Here is a 17,147-nt window from a genome sequence, read left to right as displayed (position 1 = left end):
GAATAGATAGCATGAGTAGAAAGAAGGGAAATATATGGATTTAATAAATGAGTTTAAAAATACATTCAAAATGATAATAGATTGGGAGAATGATGGCGTATATGCATTATCTAATGAATGTATTTGTCTTATGTATATTGAACCTCATGAAGGAGCGGACTGGAAATATCTAATAAGAATCGACTACCGAAAAACTTTTGAAAGATGGTCTGCCACATGGTATGAACATGAAATTGCAGATATTACAGATGCAAATAAAGTTAAAGATTTAATGCACGACATAAAGGTTATTATCGAATATGAAAATAAAGTTGTTGTAAAAACACCAAATGATGGGAAAGGTAATGATTCTCATTATGCCTTGGATGATTCAGTTTTAGAAGGAATTCCAATGACTATTTAAGAAATGCAAAGTTATCTTCATAACTTTGTTGAAGTGGAGGGAATAGGATGGAGAAAGAAACAATGAGATTTCATGCTGAATATGTCTCATATAAAGTGGAGAAAAAGAAAGATAAATATTTTCAAATCTATAAATGTAAGAGTGGGATAAAAGAGCCCATCACTCATAGAGAAAGTTTTAGAAGTGCTTGTAAAGTAGCTAAGTTATTAGCAGATACATATTCAGAAGGCTATGAATCAGGTAAGGATTTTGGAATATTAGTTTATGGTTGGGGTTCTTAAAAAGGTAGTTTACTAAATGTTTTTGAATAGGAGCGATTATAAGATGTGTAAATTTAACAAGGCGTGGATTGGTATTTGTAAAGAAGAAAATGAAGAAGGACAAACATACTGTATGGAACATAAAGAAATGACTTGTTCTGTTTGTGGAGAACAAGCTACGCATGATTGTGCTGAAACAAACCAATTTGTATGTGGAACTAACCTTTGTGATAAAGAAGAGTGTAAACTGCAACATTTTTATCAGGCACATGCTTATGCGTTCTTTACTATTAGTAGATTAGAAGAGAAACTAAAACTATTACCATTTAATATTGTTGTTTCTAAAGTGAACTACGGGTCAGAGGAATTCCAACAATGGTTGAATGAAACATACCGAGATAGACTGGAAGTATTACTCATGACATATGGAAAAGATAATCAAATTTCGTTTCATCGAGCAAGCTTTATGCAATCTATTGAGAAAAAAGAGGATATTCAACAATTCTTTAAACATTCTTTCTATGAAAACGAAGTTAATCAAAAAGGTGTCTACTATTCTTCTGAAGCTATTCTTTTGGGACAGAAACATGAATCCTTTGATATGAATCAATTAGAAAAAATTATTTAATTAAAAAATTAATCCAGAAAGGGAGTATCTAAATGGAGACTAAAAACGTAAATGCATCGGAAAGAGAACAACTTAGCTTTCAAGTAGGATTTATTATGGCGGCCATTGATTATAATATGGTGAATTGTGACGTAGTAGAGGGATTTGAAACGATTTGTAAGGAGATTGTATTAGATAAGGGGTTTATTCGAAAGGGAATGCATCACTATGCTACAGAAAGCAATTTGATTATTGGGAATGAAGAGATGCATAATATTTTAAATGAATATGAAATGAAGGAATGACAAGCATATTTTATAATTTATTGTTTAAAGTTTATGAAGCTCTTTAATAAGAGATGTGATAATATATTAATTAATTCAATTTATCTTAATATAAAAATAAAAAGGGGGATATTATGAAGGAAAATATAGAGAAAAGACTTTCTTATTTATTTACAGGAGAATTATTTGGATTAATTACTTTTATTGTTGTAAGTTTTATGATTGACTATTCATTTCCTACATTACATTTATTTTCGCTATGTTCTTTTTGGGCTTCCTTCCTTCTTTTGGAGTTTATTTTAGTACAAGGTACGCTTTACTGGTACGTAAAAAGAAAGAGATTAAGACAAGAAAAAACATCCATTACTCCCGTCTGGATTATTTACAAATTAAAGACTTTCAAAATATTGAACGGTGGATTGCTATTAATTGGACTTATTATGTTCTCTGTTGATATTTTTAATTGGTATCCTAAATTACCTTTAAGAGGATTATCTGTTGCGGGGTTTGTTTATATTTTCGCATTGCTTGAGCATATTAATTATTATTATGTCCAACTTTCATACGATAATATTGCTGATATAAGGCATCTTCTAAAGTCAAAGAGGCTAAAACAATCATGCATGAAAAAAGATTTGAAACGTATTTCATGAAAAAAATTTTAGTTGGCTTATAAAGGAGATACTACATTTTTGTAGTATCTTTTTTTATTTTAATAGTAAAGAAATACGAAACTTTTTATTATAAGCAGAAAGTCTCTTTGTAAAATAAGTAAAATAAAATTTACAAAACGATAATAATGTCATATACTATAGTTAATGAAAATATGTTAAAGAAACTTAACGAGATTATAAGGGAATTGTATAAGGTGAGAGACTTGTTTTTAGTTGAAGTAAAACATGACGAATTTATGTTTAGCGGCAAAGAATTTCAGTTAATGCAAGAAAATGTTATTTCCAATGACCAATATCTTGCATATGTAGAAAATACAGAAGACATCAAGGCACTATTAGTAGAGCATCAACCTCATTATTATTATGAGCTTCCTAATAATCCACTACCAGGTGATTCTGAATATCAGTCCCAAATTTGTTCAGTTATAAACATTTCAGATGATGGTGGTAGCCCGCTATTACAAAGTTTTAGTCAATTAGATAGTTTTCTATCTCAAGTTGCACAAGGGAAAAGTGCAGTTATTAAAATGCGTTAATTCGAGGAGGAGTAATTATGGTAGTAGTAACAGACAGATGGATTGAAAATGGTGAAAAGGTTGTTTTGTTAGAACCTGTTTCAGTAATGAAAGAAGATACGTTTGAACATGCAGTTGCATTTGCAAATAGAAAAAAAGATGTAGATACGTTTTGTTTACGATTAAACGAAGGGACTTTAATTTTCAAAAGTGACGTTACGATTGAAACTTTAAGAGAATTATATAGTGACCTGAATCGAAAAGATGAATTGATTCAGCAAGGATGGGAACTGTTGGATGTTAAATTCAACGTATATCTATTTGGTAATGAAAATGGTATTGAACATCCAGTACAATCAATGAACGAAACAACAGCTTGGTTACAATTGTATAGTGAATTACAAGAACGAATTTTTGAGACATGTGAAACAGATTGTATTGTATCAGTTGCCTAAAAAACTAATTTTCGAGGTGAGAGTATGCGTAGCAGAGAACGAAAAATAGAAGAATTTAGAGAAGGTATTGAGAAATTCGAGAAGTCACCCCGTAATGCAGATGATTACATGGGGTTAATGCTAAGTATCCGCAAAGCTTCAAGTTTTGGGGATGGACTGGTGTATTCAGCACTTAAAAAAGAAATAGAAGAAGTTTTAAAGAATATGAGGGGTCACGATTTTAATCATGAGAAAGGATGAGGAACTTGAAAGAAGGCATTATTTATAAAGTTTTATCGGCAAAAAAAGTAGATGTATATCATTATCACGGTTCTTGGTTCGAGTATACATGGAAATTAAAGTTGATGGATGAGAATGGGGAAATTATTGAATGTAAAGAAGATACATGGGACGATTTCAAAAGTTTAGATGGCAAAAATATTCTTAAGAAAAAGTCATGTTCCGTGTTTGGTGTAGCAACAATAGAATCCAACAAATAAAAAACGTCTGTAAAAGGAATGAAGATGGGATGAAGGTCGAACAAGTCGCTGAAATTATAGATGCAAATGCAAGAATGGCATATAAACATGCTTATAGTGGTGGAACTCATAAGTCAGAAGAACAGAGAAAGAGAATGGAGCAGGTAGAGGTTAATGACTTAGTTACTGTGACTTTATCCAGTCATGTTTCTGCTATTAATCGAGTGGGATATTTGAGGGAAAAGTTTCATGATAAACACAATAATGAATGCTACCTCATTGAACGTTTAAATGGAAAGCTTGCCGAATGGTCGGATTGTAAGTTAATTAAAGTATTTGAATCCTATGTTTTTTGATTAATGAGTAAAGGTGGAAAACAAAATGATAAAAAAAGGTGCGATGTATGAACATAACTTCGGAGGAACAGTATTTGTAACTAAAGTGACAACTTCTACAGTTGAATTTAGAAATCAAAGTATTCCTGACATGGAGTTTCATGAAAAAGATGAATGGAAGTTAGAAACATTTATTGAGCAGTTTTCTTATGTTGCAGGTTAGTAGCCGTAAAACAAGCAAGGAGTGAGTTATATGAAGGAAGGATTGAAACAATCTTTTGAATATGACATTGCGATTCAAAGCAAGGAAAGATGTAAAGAAATAAATAAACATAATGGAACGGATTTCAAAGATACTTCTGAACATATTGATGTTTTAACTGAAAAAATTCATGATGCTATATTTTCAGTAGGTGAAACGGGTGGATTTTATGAAGGGGATGGAATAAGAGTAAAAGTTAAAGTTGAATATATCCCTGAAAATAAATAAGTATAAAAAATGTATTGAAGGAGCGAATTGAGTTGGATAGAGAATGTTGGATTATTAAAACAAATAAAGAGCGATATGTAAGTATTCCATTTATTTTAAGTAGTGGGTTTAGAAGTTACTTAGATGAAAAACCAGTTTGGAATAAAACGAGAACCTTTTATACAGAAGGAGAAGCGAAGGAATATTTAGCAAAGTACCTGTCCCCGACAGATAATCATTATGTCGATAGATACTCTTTTGAAGAAGGAGAGAAGTTGATAGGTGTGGAGAGAGTATTTTTGTAAATGTAACAAAAGCGTTAATTTGTGAAGTTTAATCAAATTTGAATTTTGTATAGAAAGAGGGAATTAAGGATGGAAAGTAATGACCAGCGGATGCGAAGAATAGTGAAACAACTCGCAACAGATAGATTAAATGAATTGGGTTGGAAATTTGAAAAGGTTGTATTGGGTTATGAGTTATTAGATAACAAAGGGAATTTGATAAAGACTTTCGGTGGTTATGCAACTTTACACATTTATCTTGAAGAACAAAGAATTTTACAAAGGGGGAATTAAAAGTGAGGGAACGTAAAAATTGGGACGTATTATGTGAGGTTTGCGATAAAACGATTGAACGTGGAGTAGCAACAGAATCTGGCGATAATTATTGTGACTCATGTTATGACGAATTAGCGTATGAAAACAAAGCTAAATAAATTCAAACAAAAGCGTTAATTTGTGAAGTTTAATCAAATTTGAATTTTATTAAGGAAGGAGGATTGTTTTGATGTCAGACATCTTGTACGCAGAAGCTAATTTTACGGAATTTAATTTAAGGACATTTGACGGGAGAATAGAGGAAAGTTATATGGCAGAACGTGTTGAGGAATCCTTTGAACTTTTATGTGCAAAATGTGGTAAAAACTTAACTAAAGGAGAATATGAAAACGGAAAACTTCAATACACAAAAAGAGGTAGAAAAATTCCTGGTATAGATGATAAGTACGGTTCTACTGAAATGTCAGGTGATTTAATTGTGATTTATAGCATGGAGCATAAAAGGTGTTCCAAGAAATTATGATTTTAATCAAATTTGAATTTTGTAGAAAAGTGAGGTTAATGAAGTGAATTCTAAATTAATTATAAATGTAGGTAAAGTTTGCTTATGTCGGGCTATGCATGGCGAGAAAGTTAATATATCGGAGGTAGCCGAAAAATATTCAGTTACCGAAGAACATTTAATAGACATAATCAATGAATTCAAGAATTCTATCTGGTTTTATAATGCACATAAATACCATGGTCATAATGGATGCCCTTTGGAATTTAAGATTTAAACAAAAGCGTTATTTGGTAGAAAAGGAGAATGAAAGGTGGTCAAGATAGACTTCGACAAATTTATGGTTGTAATCGGTATGGGTGAGGGATTGTGGACAAGTGAGGATTTATTGTCTTCAGAACAACTTACACTGCACCAAATGTACCAGCAATTAAACAATGATGAACAAGCGGTTGTAAAAAACGAGTACCCAGAGTTTATTGCGTACTTAATCACTACAAATCAAATTGAACGAAAACGCTATTTAGTAGAAAAGGGGAATGAGTCATGGAAACATTAGATGCACCAATTTATGAGGTTAGTAAAGAGAGTGATTGGTATAAGTCAGCAATTAAAAGAAAATATGATATAAATCATTTTTTTAAGTCTTTTAAAGAAAAATATGGAACAAATAAAGGATTCGTGTTTTATCATTCAGATTTCTTTGGGGTTCGAATGGGGACTGAAGCTTATGAATTGTTTAAAGATGAAATTTTGAAAAATCCAAAAGAAGAAGATTTTTATCCATTTAAGAAACGTTCGAAATATTATAAAGAAATTAAAGCACTTATTGAACAAATTGAAGACGTTTGTCCTTTTAAAGCTCATGATGTTTTTGGTACGAATAACTTTTCTGGCAGTCAGTGGGTAGGAGATAGATGGTTCTTCGGAGTTAATAATGAGGAATATGTAAAAAGCACTGAAGTTATTCCAGTTGATTTCAAAGAGTATTTGAAGGCAGTAATGGAAACGTTAGATTAGTTTTAAGGCTTTTAAAATTTCAATAAGAAAAGAGGAATATAGATATGTTAGTTAAATTATTTCGTAGCAGAAAAGAATATGTGTCGTTTAGAAGATTAGCAAAAAGAAAGATTGAAAAATTATATCTTGAAAGAGTCAGAATAGATGGGAAGAAGAGATTGAAATTAACTTACTATTGTAACTAAAGAGATGCCGAAAAACAAAATGAACTGTACAAAAGAATGAATAAATAAATGGAGTGAGCTTAATTAAATGCATAGAAATGTAGGGGGATGAAAATGGAACTTCATTATTGGGAAAAACAGCTTATTTTATATACAAAAGGACACTTTAAACGTATTGATTATAAAAAAGATATAAAGTTGTTTACTGCTAAATTGTATGGTTTAGGATTAGAGGATGTAGGAATGCAAAATATTTTACATATGGTATTAGATATTTATGAAGCCTTATGTGAGAATGGGTATATCAATTTTAAATTAAAAACATTTATTGCTACTCTGTTAAAGAAATCTGCTTTTAAAAGTGAATCGAATAAGATTGATGCGTATGATATTTTACAGGAACTCTTAGCAGAAATTCAAGGTATTTCTGTTTTGAGAAATGGATTAGATTTAGGAAAAGCTGACAGGGAATTGTTAGAGGAAATAATGACAGATAAGACGTTGTAACATTGTTTATTCAGTTGATTTCTCAACACCTTCATGGCAATAATATTTTACTTGTTTATATTAATTTATTTTTACGTGAAATGGACTTTAATTTTTTAGAAAGGAGAAAGGATATGAGTAGTACTTTAGATGTTTTACAGGATTCAATCAATTTATTAATAGATATTAGAAAATGGATGTACGTCGTACCAAAGGAAAACTCAAAAGGGTTTAGTACTGACAAAGAATATTGGTTTAATTACGAGGACTTCAAGATGTTTAGAACATCAGAGGAAGTTGGTATAGCTGTAAGAAATGATACGGGAGCATTCGAGCATTTCAGCTACAGTGAATTTTTATCATTCTTTGAACGTAAATAAGAGAGAATCTAACAAAATATTTATGATAATAGATTTTTTATTTTATAGAAAAGTAGGTGATTCAAGTGTCTTTAACAATTAATTCAAGCATGTTTACATATTTAAAGAATGTAATAAATAAGTATTTTCGTGATGAATATAGGTGGCGATACAATGATGAAGAAGGTGCGATGCGTTACTACAAAGGCAAACGGAATTTAAAAGAGATTGCGTTTATCGTATCTACTGTGTTTGGTGACTTAGCTGATGTTGTTCAAAAAGGATATTACCACAACTTAGATGGTGAATGTGTAGGTGGGTACATAATTATTCACTTGTTTGTAGATGCAGATTTTAATGGAATGAATCAAGGAACAAAAGGTGATTATTTGTATTGTAAATTCAACCTTTTTGAGGAAACATACTCAGTTGACCAATCTATTGATTTAGATTATTTGGTTAAAGACGACTGGATGAAAAGTTGTTAAGTACAGTTAATTTAATTCATAGGCATTATTGCAATACAATCTAAAATAACAGGGGTGTTGGAATGGATAAATATGAAAAACCAAAATGTGATTGTGGACAATCACTAAGTTTTAGAGGTTACATATATGCGGTTACAGGAATTACGGTAAAGGGTCATCCGAGTATGAGTGGTCCGTTACTTATCAAAGGTCAAGAAAAAGGTGAAGATTTATTCTGTTTTAATTGTAGGAAAAGTTATGCAGTTGGTAAAGACCATAAAGGAAGAATAGTAAGGGCCAATTAAAAGAATCATAATTAAATAATATCAATTTGAAATTTATAAAAAGGAGAGATACAAGTGAAACTAATTGATATTGCAAATAGAATTGACAAGTCAGACAAAAACAGAGCCTCTGTAAACATTGAAGAGTTAGCAAGGGAGCTAAATGTTGATTTAGATTGGGTAGAACAAGATAGAATAACAGCGTACTGGATTGGTAACTGGTATTGCACAGATAGTTATGTAGGTTACATAATGTATTTCTTTGATGATAAGCCTATGGCATTTTCTTCACAGTTAGGTCGAAAGTGTGATGAGGGTTTTCACTGGTTTAGTTTAGAAATAGCGGAAAAGGTTCAAGAGTATCTGATATCCCTTATTGTAGAGGAAAATAAAATTGATGTAAAAATTTGCGGTATAAATGCAGAAGTTCAAGATAATTATATTATTGAATTTAACTCACAACTTTTGAGTTCGAATCGTCCTATGCTTAATGGTGAAAAAGTAGAGATTGTAAAACGAATAAAAAATAAAGATTACGGTATTGATACAGCATTAAAGGTTAGATTAGCTAATGGCGAAGAAAAGCAAGTAGATATTCAAGATTTAAAATTTGGTTACTATTTAAAATAGGAGATGAACTTGTACTTTAATAAGAAAATGAGGGGATTATGGTGGCATCTAAAAAGAAAAGAGAGATGTTTAAGATAGCAACAGAACGTGGTTGTAAATGCGAAAATGATTATTATTGGTTTCAAATGAGAGACGGAACTGTTGGGTGTAATGAATGTGTTTCTTTAATAATAACTGACGTTGAGTATAAGGAAATTAAGCAAGAAAAATAACTAAAGCGTTATTGTATTACAATTTGAGTTTGGTAGAAAAGGAGAATTAAAAAATGAAAGAATTATTTAATTGGGACAGAATAATGTTTTCACCAACAGTTTTATTAAATCATTCGAAGTATAAGAATGACCATTCGAAAATCATTGAAGATGGTTGGCGATTCGATTATCAATTAGGAAAGTATTATAAGTATATTGAAATGTAATAAGTTTTGAATTTTTTTATAAAAGTAGGTGCATTAATTGAGGGTTGATAAAACTTTTTCGGAACTATGGAATTTATATTTAAGAGAGAATTTAAACACTGAATTAATGAGTGTCGAAGAATATGAAGAATACGAAAAAGAAGTTAAAGATACATCTTTAATGGCTATAAACACAATTAAAAAATTGCAACAAAAAATACGTGAACTGGAATTAGAAAACAATCAGTTAAAAGGAATAAATAGGTTTTCTTAATGAAATCATTATTTTGTAATACAATTCAAATTTTATTAAAAATGGAGGAATGAATCATGAATACAGTAACTAAAAAAGTGATTGTATCACCTGAAGCAAATTTAAAAGGATTAAGTATTAAACCGCCAAACTATTTAATAGAAGGTATAGATGGAGATAGTTATTCAATATATAGGGAAATTGAGAAAGATGAAGTATGGGATTTTGAAGGTGAGTTTGTAATAACTTATCAAGATAAGTGCTATATAAAATTAACGAATGTACCTAATGAAGAACATGCAATGGCAGTTATTAAGTCGTATTTTGGAGCAATAAAAGAACTTGGTAATTTAAATTAATTGAATTCGAATTGCATAGAAAAGTAGGTGAAAGAGTATGCCAATCAAAAAGGGGACACATGAGGATTTACCATTGTCTTTATGTTGTAAATCAAAATGTGAAAGAGGATATAAATTAGCACAAGATTATAAGTCTATTTACTGCTGTAATTGCGGTAAGAAACAAAACTAAACTGAAAAATTCAGTATAGTATTTTGTGAAAAGCAGGTGACGTAATGGCGTACCAAGTTCCTAAATGTGACTGCGGTAATAAATCAATATACATGTTTGATAAGTTGTATCATGAAAAGTTTAAAATTGCAAAGAATGGAGGTGAGTTGCCTTGTTAAGTGGTATTGGATGGGTTGTGCTTGGTCAGTGGACGTGGCAATTAGTTAAGTGGATGACACCTGGATTCTTATTAGGCATAGGCACAGGTTGGCTTATATGGGGATAAGAATAGATAAAAAATTTTGATTGTAACACAACTTGAATATATAAGGAATGAATAATCAATATGGATAATTGGAAATGGAAATATTATAGTACGACTCAGGGGAGTTGGCATAGCACATTCACAGCTTTTTATAAGGTTAAGGTAGATAAGGTGACAGGGAAAGAGATTGGGGAGCCTGTATCCATCTCTTATGAAGAATATTTAGCCAAGTAAAATGGATGCATAATGGAGGATTTTATATGAGTACAGGTCTATACATAATAATTGGCATTCAAGTTCTCTTGTTACTAACTCAAGTATTTTTCATAGAGAAGGAAAAGATGAGGGAAAGAAATGAAAACATAACAGAAAATGTAATGTTTCAAATAATAACAGGTATTGGGGCATTTATTATCCTATATTTTATTGTTCGTAATTATATGACACCAGATATGTTTAGGATTTGAGGAGAAAGGAAATATGCAGAGGAGGATATGGTATGAAAACACCACAAGAATTAAGAGCATTAGCAGATAATAAAAAGAAAATCGAAGGAGATGTTTTTGCATCTTCTATGCTTGAGGAAATCGAAGGAGAGATGATAGAAAAAGCAAATGCAGGGAATTATGAATTAAAGATTCATGCCAATTCTGGTTTGAATAGGGATAATTGGTTAGCGGAACCTCATTTATATAATGCACTTATTTTAAAATTAAGAAGTTTAGGTTTTGAAGTTTCTCATAGTGATGAAATGCGAGATGGGACATATATGATTATCAAATGGTAATGAAATTAAAGAGGAGAAATGAGTCATGTTTTGTGAAATCGTAGAGTTAGATTTGACACAACCTTTTGGTGATTTAAAAGGTTCTAAGTTTATTAAAGAAGTAAGGGCACAATCAGGAGAATTATTTAAACAAATTTTACTCATTAATGGAAAAATCTATCATCCTTGTGTTGCTTATTCTTGCATTCTGGGAGTTAGAGAAATGAAATTGAACAGAAATCCAGAAAATCATGTAATTAGCGAAGAAGGTTTGGAATGCCCTTATTGTGAATATGTTCATGATGAAAGATATTTATTGAAGAAGAATAAAGGGCATATGGAATGCCAATACTGTCATTCTGAAATTAAGTTTGTGATAGATAGAGAGGTAACCTTATCTGGGAAATGTTTGAGAGAGGTTTATCATACGGAGCCAGTAAAATTAAATGAGCCCCTTGAGCTGTAAGTGAGTGAATAAATAAATAAATAAATATCACATAGATAGGAGTATGTAAGATGGTTACAAAATCAAGAAGAAGACAAAATCTTTATATTTTATTAAACGGATTATCTAATAATGCAATGCAAGTTCAATATTGTGGCAGATATAGATGATGATGTATAACTATATATTTTATATGATTTTAGATACATAATGTATGAAAGATAGGGAGATATTGAAATGGATTTGTATTTATATGAAGAAAATGTAACAGAGCGTTTAATTACGGAATGGAAGAAGTATGGTTCGCTTGTAGTGGCGTATGACTTTGATAATACAGTATACGATTACCACAAAGAAGGGCACTCATATGAGTATGTTATTCAATTATTAAGAGAAGCTAAAAAACTCAATGCATACCTTATGGTTTATACAGCGAGACGTGATAGTGAACTATCCTTTGTTAAGAAATATTTAGAAGAGAATGATATTCCATTTGATTCCATCAATGAGACTCCTGGTTTTATACCATTTACAGATGGGAAGAAACTATATTACAACATTTTGTTAGATGACAGAGCAGGTCTTCCTTCTGCATATCGTTGTTTGTTGAATGCTGTTACATATATGGATGAGATACAGAAAAAACAAAACAAGGTAGTCAAAAGGGAGAGAGTTAATATGGAATATGACTTAAAAATTAGACAATCGTATCATGGTACTGGTGGTATAGAGGGGTATAGATATGAACTGTATGAAAACAATGGAGAAAAAATAGGTCGATTACATTCTGTACCTATAGAATGTAATTATGATAACACACTTAGTATAAATGGTGTTGCTTATATAATTTCATCAGTATATGATTCTCAAGACCCAAATGAAGAGAAAGACGAAGTGATTTATTATGAATTGAAAAGATGCGAATGTAATCCTGATTTTGATTTGGGAGCAATAATCAAATAATGTTTGGCTATTGATAATATAAAATTTTTTAATATGTAAGTTATGAAGATAACTTTAAGAAAGTAGGAGAGATTTGTGCCATTAGCTAATTTTCAAAGAAACGTCTTAGTTGGCGTAAGGGATAATAATTTTGACATCTGTAGTGAAAGAGGATGGAGTATTGAAGAGAAAGACGCTCATATTAACGTGTATGACGAAAATAATAAATTGATAGATAAGTTTTTCGGTCATATGATGTTAAGCAAATTTTTGAAAAAGTAGTCTGACCAAAGAATGTGGTTATTATATATTATATTTATTATAGAGAAGAGGAATGAAAATGAAAGGTCATGTTGATGTAGAACAATTAGTATTACTAAGTGCAGAGCAAATTTTGACTTTGAGTAATTCGAAATTTATAGATACTGTTTGGATGGATTGGGATAATGTAAGTAAAGTACAAAGTGCATTGGATGTATTTAAAAATAAAGGTTGGAAACATGATACGCTGATTAAAACAGCAAAACAATGTAATACATCGAATATAATAGCAATCTTAAACGAGTATGGAAAAGTAATGATTGAAAATTTACATTCAGAATATGGAACGAAATGGTTTGTCAGTATAAATTATGATGTGGAGATGGATACATTCTACTTTGAAGGGGAAGAGCTGTGTGACGCATTATGGATGGCCGTTCAAAAGGCTATCTTTTAATGTCTATTAAATCTTAATAGAAATAAGGATAGTAAGTGGAATGGCTAATGTAGTTTGGCAATTGCCAGTAAAGCAGAGCAATACAACAAACCATGATTGGACACATCCGAAAGCAAAATATCATGCTTTTGTAAACGATAAATCTCTATGTAGAAAGTATAGTCAATCCACGAGCTTCTTTAAAACCACGATTGAATCATCTGAGTTAAGGATAAATGAAGAACTGGCATGTGAAAAATGTCTTAAGAAATTGGATTTAAGCATATAAAAAATAATTTATACGATAACCTATTATTTTTATTAAAATAATAGTAAATGCATATAATAACTGAACAAATATAAAACAGGTAGTCTCAAGCACTTTAATAAAAAGTTATTATACAGAAAAGAGGAAATGAAAATGATAGTAGGACATTTAATTGGTGGAAATGAAATTGAAGGAATTCGTGAAGGAACTGTAATTATTAACGATGAACAACTAAAAGTTAGTTATGAAGATTTAGTTGCTGTTTGTGGAAATATTTCATTAGGTGATTTAGATACAAGCATCACTACTTTTAGAAGTGAAGAAGCTGTTGAGCGTGACTACATTAAGTTGATTCAAGCACAGTATGAAGAAATTGATGAAGACTTTGTTATTGATAATCATTTAGCTAAACAAGTTTGCTATAGTTCATATGAGATTGATTTTGAAAAGAAAACATTAATACTAAAGATTGAGACTTATGAATAAAACGCAGATTTTAGCATATGAAGAATCAAATTAAAGCGAAAAGGAACCTATAAAGGTTTCTTTTTTTATTCATATTAAATTGACTATAGTTGATATAAATATTATAATTTATCATAAAGATTTTAGTTATTGTTAATCATGCATCAGGATTTTCAATTGAAAAATTTGGAGGTTATAGCTATGGAGACAAAGCAGTTAAATGACTTTATTAATAGTGTAATGCGTTCGGATGAGTTTCAAAAGTTACAACAAGAAGTGGCAAATCATATGATTGATAAAATGAATACTTTCCCATTTGAGTCGGATGATGATGTTAGATTGGTATCAGCAAGGCTTAGGGACGCTTTTTATTTAGGTGTTAATTATGAATCAACACGAGGAATGATGGCTCTGATAGGAAAGAATAAAAGAAAGGTTGTGTAAGGATGAAACTTTCAAAAAGAAAAAAACATGATGTTTTTGATGCTTTTGGATTTTATCAAGGTAGATATAAAAGCTTTTTGATAAAGATTCAAGAGGGTGGAGATGCGTGGACCAGAGCTCACGAATATTTTTGGGTGTCTTTAAAAAGTGATAAATATGAAAAGAGCTATAACTCCTTATGGGCTGATGAAAAATTTGAAACAATTGATGAAGCAAAAGAGTTTGCAATGAATTGGGTAGATACATGTATTAAAGAAAACAAGAAATAACTTTGGAGGAAATAGAAATGAGATTAGGCTTAACTGGTTGGGACATGGATGACGTACAGAAAGAAATGAAGGGCAAAACGTGTTTCGAATTGCTACAACTTTTTAGAGATAAGAAGACATCTCTTTCTGCGAAATCAGGAGAACGCTTACTGGCTATAGAAGATGGTAGCGAAAAGGCAAAGGAACGCTTAGAAGAAGAACTTGTGCATTTAGAAAAAGAGAAGTGTGTAGTTGCCCTTAAAATTGCCGAAGAGTTATCAAAAAGCAGTTAATAGTTAAATTTTAATGATAGTAAAAACGAAATTTAAAATGCTTTGAAACTAAATCTAACTTAAAAGGATGCGGCTAATATGGTTGGAACAACGCGAAAATCAGGGATAGTTATAGGGTTTGTTTTCTTGATGCTATTAGCGATAGTAGGAGAAATAGTGAACTATACACATATTACAACTGTAAAAGGTGAAGTGATAGAAAAATATTCAAAACGTCAGGAAGAAGTAGATAAGTTTTATATAGTTGTAAAGCAGAATAATAATTCCGAAAAAGTTATTGTAAATGAAGATAGTTTGTTAATGTTCAAGTTTGATTCAGCAGATGTACAAGCTAAGATTCATCAAGGTGAGGAATATGAATTTAAATTGCGTGGTTATAGAGTTCCTATAGTATCTTTATTTCCTAATGTAGATACAGTAGTTGAAAAACAATAAAAATATATAAAGGGTGATTTGAAATGAAGAAGTATGAATATAAAAAAGTTGATTTCCAAAGGTTAACAGAACCGCATCATTTAGAGCTTGATGTGAACAAGCTGAATGAGTTAGGAGCAGAGGGTTGGGAGTTAGTTTTGATTGATAGTGGAGAGTATGTGTTCAAAAGAGAAATCTTTTAAGGAGGATGTAGTTATGAATGAATATCAAGAACAAGGATATAAGAATGATGCAGAAAAAATTGAACATGAAATGCGTGAAATGGGATATATGTCCTCTGATATTGTGGTAGTAGCATATCTTCTGTTAAAGAATAATATTGAAAAGGCAGAAGGACAAATGAATGTAGATAATAAACTGCAAGAGATGATTCGAAGAGCAGAAGAACTGTTGAAAGACTAATAGATGTAATCAAAAAGTAAGGGGAGAGCAAAAGATGGATATCAAAGATTTAATTCAGAAAATAAAAGAGAGAAAGCTATTATTACAAGCATTGAATCCTGAAATTGGTACTAAGGTTATGGGATGGAGCATTGAAACTTCAATGGATGGATTGAATGACTATTATGAAGATGGAAGCTTAAATGGTGGTTTTTGGGTAGAAGACATCCAAAGAGGTTTTTCAACTGATGATTCCAATACGTTTAAACCATCAAGAAATATGAAACATGCATGGATGGTTATTGAAAGAATGATGGAGCATTATAACTGTTCATTCTCCTTAAGTAGTACAGAGTTAAACAGTTTTAAATGTGAATTCCGTTTTGGTAACGACAGTGTAGAATATATTGACCCATGCCAATGTGTAGCTATTTGTGTAGCTTCTTTAAAAGTTTTAAGTGCTCTTGATGGCAAACAAAACAATGATAATAGGGACGAATAATATGGATAGAAAAAGAGAGTTTAAGTTTGAAGGCAAGGAAGTCTCATTTACAGATACGCTTATCATGGGGAAATTAGAAGAGAAGATTCAAAAGGGTATTGATGAAATAAAAGAAATGAAGGGCAAAGAAACAACTGTTACGATGACATTGGATGACCTCTATTATATGAGAAGATTATTGATTACTCAGGCATTTTCTACAAGATTAGCAAGAGAAAACTTAGTGGATGCAATGGAATATACTAAATCTTTGAAATAAAAACCCATAGAGTGACGGAAGAAAAGGAGTGTGTGTTTGATGTTTGAAGATATGTATGTGGTATTTTTTTTGGAGGGAGAGCGTATAGAACTCTCATTCATTTTAGAAGTTGAAGGTAAGCGATTTTATGAATTCTATAAAAAACAATATAAAAATCCTAATTCTGATTTGTCGGATTACTTCCCCGATTATCAAGAAACATATGAAGATTATTTAAAGCATTTCTTACTACCATACCTCCAAGGGTATAAGGAGCTTTACGTTGGTTATGATTCTTGGAAAGAGGAAGGGATTTGGAATGCTAAAAATCAAGATAATCAATTAAGAGGTCTTTTATTGCCACGTCTAAACTATCGTTTTTACAAGGGAGTTTTAGCCTATAGAAAGTGGCGAAACATAAAATAGAATTCATAAGTGTGAAAGGAAGGTGGAAAATCCTATAAGGAGGATTAAGATGGATAAATATAATGTATATGGAAATGGTGAGCCTGAAAAAACAAAATATGAATATGAAATAGGAGAAGTCATCATGTTATATACTTCAAATGGTCACTGTCCTATAAAATGCATTAATAAAAAAGTGGTTGATGGTAAATTAATTCAATACTTCAATAAAGGACGACTGGATTAAGATTTCTAACTGGT

The 17,147-nt window shown here is 30.9% G+C and carries 47 protein-coding genes; all 47 read left to right on the top strand.

What is annotated here, in order from left to right:
* The first annotated feature begins 34 nt into the window (after nucleotides 1-34).
* Nucleotides 35-403 (top strand): hypothetical protein, encoded by a 369-nt coding sequence (locus CQ064_RS09680; RefSeq protein WP_000364267.1) that lies wholly within the window; start codon nucleotides 35-37, stop codon nucleotides 401-403.
* A 47-nt stretch (nucleotides 404-450) separates the two neighbouring features.
* Complete coding sequence (locus tag CQ064_RS09675; RefSeq protein ID WP_000410305.1) at nucleotides 451-684, top strand: hypothetical protein; 234 nt, start codon at nucleotides 451-453, stop codon at nucleotides 682-684.
* Nucleotides 685-727: 43 nt separating this feature from the next.
* Entirely contained in the window at nucleotides 728-1,291 is a 564-nt protein-coding gene (locus CQ064_RS09670) for a hypothetical protein (protein WP_000335082.1), read from the top strand.
* 32 nt (nucleotides 1,292-1,323) lie between these two features.
* Nucleotides 1,324-1,575 carry a hypothetical protein gene (locus CQ064_RS09665; RefSeq protein WP_000448570.1) on the top strand — a complete coding sequence of 84 codons (252 nt, stop codon included), beginning with the start codon at nucleotides 1,324-1,326 and terminating at the stop codon, nucleotides 1,573-1,575.
* A gap of 113 nt (nucleotides 1,576-1,688) precedes the next feature.
* Nucleotides 1,689-2,207, top strand: a complete 519-nt coding sequence (locus CQ064_RS09660; RefSeq protein WP_000662052.1) for a hypothetical protein — start codon at nucleotides 1,689-1,691, stop codon at nucleotides 2,205-2,207.
* 215 nt (nucleotides 2,208-2,422) lie between these two features.
* On the top strand, nucleotides 2,423-2,764 hold the full coding sequence (locus CQ064_RS09655; RefSeq protein WP_015055221.1) for a hypothetical protein: 342 nt from the start codon (nucleotides 2,423-2,425) through the stop codon (nucleotides 2,762-2,764).
* A gap of 17 nt (nucleotides 2,765-2,781) precedes the next feature.
* The gene (locus CQ064_RS09650) at nucleotides 2,782-3,198 is read left to right on the top strand and encodes a hypothetical protein (RefSeq protein WP_000261948.1); all 417 of its coding nucleotides are present in this window, start codon (nucleotides 2,782-2,784) and stop codon (nucleotides 3,196-3,198) included.
* 24 nt (nucleotides 3,199-3,222) lie between these two features.
* On the top strand, nucleotides 3,223-3,438 hold the full coding sequence (locus CQ064_RS09645) for a hypothetical protein (protein ID WP_001257617.1): 216 nt from the start codon (nucleotides 3,223-3,225) through the stop codon (nucleotides 3,436-3,438).
* Nucleotides 3,435-3,677, top strand: a complete 243-nt coding sequence (locus CQ064_RS09640; protein WP_003320064.1) for a hypothetical protein — start codon at nucleotides 3,435-3,437, stop codon at nucleotides 3,675-3,677. Before CQ064_RS09645 ends, CQ064_RS09640 begins: the two co-directional genes overlap by 4 nt.
* Before the next feature lie 29 nt (nucleotides 3,678-3,706).
* Entirely contained in the window at nucleotides 3,707-4,012 is a 306-nt protein-coding gene (locus tag CQ064_RS09635) for a hypothetical protein (protein WP_000862012.1), read from the top strand.
* 25 nt (nucleotides 4,013-4,037) lie between these two features.
* Nucleotides 4,038-4,214, top strand: coding sequence for a hypothetical protein (locus tag CQ064_RS33520; RefSeq protein ID WP_000591690.1), 177 nt, complete (start codon nucleotides 4,038-4,040; stop codon nucleotides 4,212-4,214).
* Nucleotides 4,215-4,244: 30 nt separating this feature from the next.
* A complete protein-coding gene (locus CQ064_RS09630; RefSeq protein WP_000657986.1) occupies nucleotides 4,245-4,481 on the top strand; it encodes a hypothetical protein in 237 nt (78 codons plus the stop codon).
* A gap of 32 nt (nucleotides 4,482-4,513) precedes the next feature.
* Entirely contained in the window at nucleotides 4,514-4,765 is a 252-nt protein-coding gene (locus CQ064_RS09625) for a hypothetical protein (protein WP_000373373.1), read from the top strand.
* A gap of 69 nt (nucleotides 4,766-4,834) precedes the next feature.
* Nucleotides 4,835-5,038: a hypothetical protein gene (locus tag CQ064_RS09620; RefSeq protein ID WP_000445379.1), complete on the top strand. Its 204-nt coding sequence runs from the start codon at nucleotides 4,835-4,837 to the stop codon at nucleotides 5,036-5,038.
* Nucleotides 5,039-5,040: 2 nt separating this feature from the next.
* Entirely contained in the window at nucleotides 5,041-5,178 is a 138-nt protein-coding gene (locus tag CQ064_RS33515) for a hypothetical protein (RefSeq protein ID WP_001209185.1), read from the top strand.
* 71 nt (nucleotides 5,179-5,249) lie between these two features.
* Nucleotides 5,250-5,543 (top strand): hypothetical protein, encoded by a 294-nt coding sequence (locus tag CQ064_RS09615; RefSeq protein WP_001280168.1) that lies wholly within the window; start codon nucleotides 5,250-5,252, stop codon nucleotides 5,541-5,543.
* 292 nt (nucleotides 5,544-5,835) lie between these two features.
* On the top strand, nucleotides 5,836-6,081 hold the full coding sequence (locus CQ064_RS09605) for a hypothetical protein (protein WP_000238684.1): 246 nt from the start codon (nucleotides 5,836-5,838) through the stop codon (nucleotides 6,079-6,081).
* Nucleotides 6,069-6,542 carry a hypothetical protein gene (locus CQ064_RS09600; RefSeq protein WP_000448840.1) on the top strand — a complete coding sequence of 158 codons (474 nt, stop codon included), beginning with the start codon at nucleotides 6,069-6,071 and terminating at the stop codon, nucleotides 6,540-6,542. The genes CQ064_RS09605 and CQ064_RS09600 overlap by 13 nt, the downstream gene beginning before the upstream one ends.
* 278 nt (nucleotides 6,543-6,820) lie before the next feature.
* Nucleotides 6,821-7,213 (top strand): hypothetical protein, encoded by a 393-nt coding sequence (locus CQ064_RS09595; RefSeq protein ID WP_000419006.1) that lies wholly within the window; start codon nucleotides 6,821-6,823, stop codon nucleotides 7,211-7,213.
* Nucleotides 7,214-7,326: 113 nt separating this feature from the next.
* Nucleotides 7,327-7,572 (top strand): hypothetical protein, encoded by a 246-nt coding sequence (locus tag CQ064_RS09590; RefSeq protein WP_000099431.1) that lies wholly within the window; start codon nucleotides 7,327-7,329, stop codon nucleotides 7,570-7,572.
* A gap of 65 nt (nucleotides 7,573-7,637) precedes the next feature.
* Complete coding sequence (locus CQ064_RS09585) at nucleotides 7,638-8,039, top strand: hypothetical protein (protein ID WP_000059754.1); 402 nt, start codon at nucleotides 7,638-7,640, stop codon at nucleotides 8,037-8,039.
* 62 nt (nucleotides 8,040-8,101) lie between these two features.
* Complete coding sequence (locus CQ064_RS09580; protein WP_000362158.1) at nucleotides 8,102-8,323, top strand: hypothetical protein; 222 nt, start codon at nucleotides 8,102-8,104, stop codon at nucleotides 8,321-8,323.
* 54 nt (nucleotides 8,324-8,377) lie between these two features.
* Nucleotides 8,378-8,932, top strand: coding sequence for a hypothetical protein (locus tag CQ064_RS09575; protein WP_000766518.1), 555 nt, complete (start codon nucleotides 8,378-8,380; stop codon nucleotides 8,930-8,932).
* A 38-nt stretch (nucleotides 8,933-8,970) separates the two neighbouring features.
* A complete protein-coding gene (locus CQ064_RS33510) occupies nucleotides 8,971-9,144 on the top strand; it encodes a hypothetical protein (RefSeq protein ID WP_000226598.1) in 174 nt (57 codons plus the stop codon).
* Between the two features lie 53 nt (nucleotides 9,145-9,197).
* Complete coding sequence (locus CQ064_RS33505; RefSeq protein ID WP_000661087.1) at nucleotides 9,198-9,350, top strand: hypothetical protein; 153 nt, start codon at nucleotides 9,198-9,200, stop codon at nucleotides 9,348-9,350.
* 37 nt (nucleotides 9,351-9,387) lie between these two features.
* Entirely contained in the window at nucleotides 9,388-9,603 is a 216-nt protein-coding gene (locus CQ064_RS09570; protein ID WP_001261789.1) for a hypothetical protein, read from the top strand.
* A 56-nt stretch (nucleotides 9,604-9,659) separates the two neighbouring features.
* Nucleotides 9,660-9,941, top strand: coding sequence for a hypothetical protein (locus CQ064_RS09565; protein ID WP_001099224.1), 282 nt, complete (start codon nucleotides 9,660-9,662; stop codon nucleotides 9,939-9,941).
* Between the two features lie 37 nt (nucleotides 9,942-9,978).
* Complete coding sequence (locus tag CQ064_RS34020; protein ID WP_003273189.1) at nucleotides 9,979-10,113, top strand: hypothetical protein; 135 nt, start codon at nucleotides 9,979-9,981, stop codon at nucleotides 10,111-10,113.
* A 325-nt stretch (nucleotides 10,114-10,438) separates the two neighbouring features.
* On the top strand, nucleotides 10,439-10,591 hold the full coding sequence (locus tag CQ064_RS33500) for a hypothetical protein (RefSeq protein ID WP_000371002.1): 153 nt from the start codon (nucleotides 10,439-10,441) through the stop codon (nucleotides 10,589-10,591).
* A gap of 26 nt (nucleotides 10,592-10,617) precedes the next feature.
* Nucleotides 10,618-10,824 carry a hypothetical protein gene (locus CQ064_RS09560; RefSeq protein WP_000103459.1) on the top strand — a complete coding sequence of 69 codons (207 nt, stop codon included), beginning with the start codon at nucleotides 10,618-10,620 and terminating at the stop codon, nucleotides 10,822-10,824.
* A 32-nt stretch (nucleotides 10,825-10,856) separates the two neighbouring features.
* Nucleotides 10,857-11,144, top strand: coding sequence for a hypothetical protein (locus CQ064_RS09555; protein WP_000856752.1), 288 nt, complete (start codon nucleotides 10,857-10,859; stop codon nucleotides 11,142-11,144).
* A gap of 25 nt (nucleotides 11,145-11,169) precedes the next feature.
* Nucleotides 11,170-11,589 carry a hypothetical protein gene (locus tag CQ064_RS09550; protein ID WP_000458597.1) on the top strand — a complete coding sequence of 140 codons (420 nt, stop codon included), beginning with the start codon at nucleotides 11,170-11,172 and terminating at the stop codon, nucleotides 11,587-11,589.
* A 216-nt stretch (nucleotides 11,590-11,805) separates the two neighbouring features.
* A complete protein-coding gene (locus CQ064_RS09545) occupies nucleotides 11,806-12,531 on the top strand; it encodes a hypothetical protein (RefSeq protein ID WP_000366898.1) in 726 nt (241 codons plus the stop codon).
* A gap of 75 nt (nucleotides 12,532-12,606) precedes the next feature.
* Complete coding sequence (locus CQ064_RS09540) at nucleotides 12,607-12,792, top strand: hypothetical protein (RefSeq protein ID WP_001127568.1); 186 nt, start codon at nucleotides 12,607-12,609, stop codon at nucleotides 12,790-12,792.
* A 58-nt stretch (nucleotides 12,793-12,850) separates the two neighbouring features.
* A complete protein-coding gene (locus CQ064_RS09535; RefSeq protein WP_000675882.1) occupies nucleotides 12,851-13,228 on the top strand; it encodes a hypothetical protein in 378 nt (125 codons plus the stop codon).
* 40 nt (nucleotides 13,229-13,268) lie between these two features.
* On the top strand, nucleotides 13,269-13,496 hold the full coding sequence (locus tag CQ064_RS09530; protein ID WP_000024618.1) for a hypothetical protein: 228 nt from the start codon (nucleotides 13,269-13,271) through the stop codon (nucleotides 13,494-13,496).
* A gap of 132 nt (nucleotides 13,497-13,628) precedes the next feature.
* A complete protein-coding gene (locus tag CQ064_RS09525; protein WP_000635016.1) occupies nucleotides 13,629-13,961 on the top strand; it encodes a hypothetical protein in 333 nt (110 codons plus the stop codon).
* Between the two features lie 180 nt (nucleotides 13,962-14,141).
* Nucleotides 14,142-14,384, top strand: coding sequence for a hypothetical protein (locus CQ064_RS09520; RefSeq protein WP_000448652.1), 243 nt, complete (start codon nucleotides 14,142-14,144; stop codon nucleotides 14,382-14,384).
* A gap of 2 nt (nucleotides 14,385-14,386) precedes the next feature.
* Entirely contained in the window at nucleotides 14,387-14,653 is a 267-nt protein-coding gene (locus CQ064_RS09515) for a hypothetical protein (RefSeq protein ID WP_000777433.1), read from the top strand.
* A 17-nt stretch (nucleotides 14,654-14,670) separates the two neighbouring features.
* On the top strand, nucleotides 14,671-14,925 hold the full coding sequence (locus CQ064_RS09510; RefSeq protein WP_001236385.1) for a hypothetical protein: 255 nt from the start codon (nucleotides 14,671-14,673) through the stop codon (nucleotides 14,923-14,925).
* Between the two features lie 78 nt (nucleotides 14,926-15,003).
* The gene (locus CQ064_RS09505) at nucleotides 15,004-15,360 is read left to right on the top strand and encodes a DUF1523 family protein (RefSeq protein WP_000233160.1); all 357 of its coding nucleotides are present in this window, start codon (nucleotides 15,004-15,006) and stop codon (nucleotides 15,358-15,360) included.
* 23 nt (nucleotides 15,361-15,383) lie between these two features.
* Complete coding sequence (locus tag CQ064_RS09500; protein WP_003273176.1) at nucleotides 15,384-15,542, top strand: DUF4177 domain-containing protein; 159 nt, start codon at nucleotides 15,384-15,386, stop codon at nucleotides 15,540-15,542.
* Nucleotides 15,543-15,555: 13 nt separating this feature from the next.
* Nucleotides 15,556-15,762, top strand: coding sequence for a hypothetical protein (locus tag CQ064_RS09495; protein ID WP_001008175.1), 207 nt, complete (start codon nucleotides 15,556-15,558; stop codon nucleotides 15,760-15,762).
* Nucleotides 15,763-15,796: 34 nt separating this feature from the next.
* Nucleotides 15,797-16,243: a BC1872 family protein gene (locus CQ064_RS09490; RefSeq protein WP_000351662.1), complete on the top strand. Its 447-nt coding sequence runs from the start codon at nucleotides 15,797-15,799 to the stop codon at nucleotides 16,241-16,243.
* A gap of 1 nt (nucleotide 16,244) precedes the next feature.
* The gene (locus CQ064_RS09485; RefSeq protein WP_000375390.1) at nucleotides 16,245-16,502 is read left to right on the top strand and encodes a hypothetical protein; all 258 of its coding nucleotides are present in this window, start codon (nucleotides 16,245-16,247) and stop codon (nucleotides 16,500-16,502) included.
* Nucleotides 16,503-16,541: 39 nt separating this feature from the next.
* Nucleotides 16,542-16,907, top strand: coding sequence for a hypothetical protein (locus tag CQ064_RS09480; RefSeq protein WP_000461268.1), 366 nt, complete (start codon nucleotides 16,542-16,544; stop codon nucleotides 16,905-16,907).
* A 49-nt stretch (nucleotides 16,908-16,956) separates the two neighbouring features.
* Nucleotides 16,957-17,133, top strand: coding sequence for a hypothetical protein (locus tag CQ064_RS33495; protein ID WP_000362208.1), 177 nt, complete (start codon nucleotides 16,957-16,959; stop codon nucleotides 17,131-17,133).
* Nucleotides 17,134-17,147 lie beyond the last annotated feature (14 nt).

This window comes from Bacillus sp. MYb78, from assembly GCF_002975115.1.
In the GTDB taxonomy this organism is placed as follows: domain Bacteria; phylum Bacillota; class Bacilli; order Bacillales; family Bacillaceae_G; genus Bacillus_A; species Bacillus_A cereus.
The sequence above is the reverse complement of the archived record's forward strand: the minus strand, read 5'-3'. Positions and strand labels throughout refer to the sequence as shown.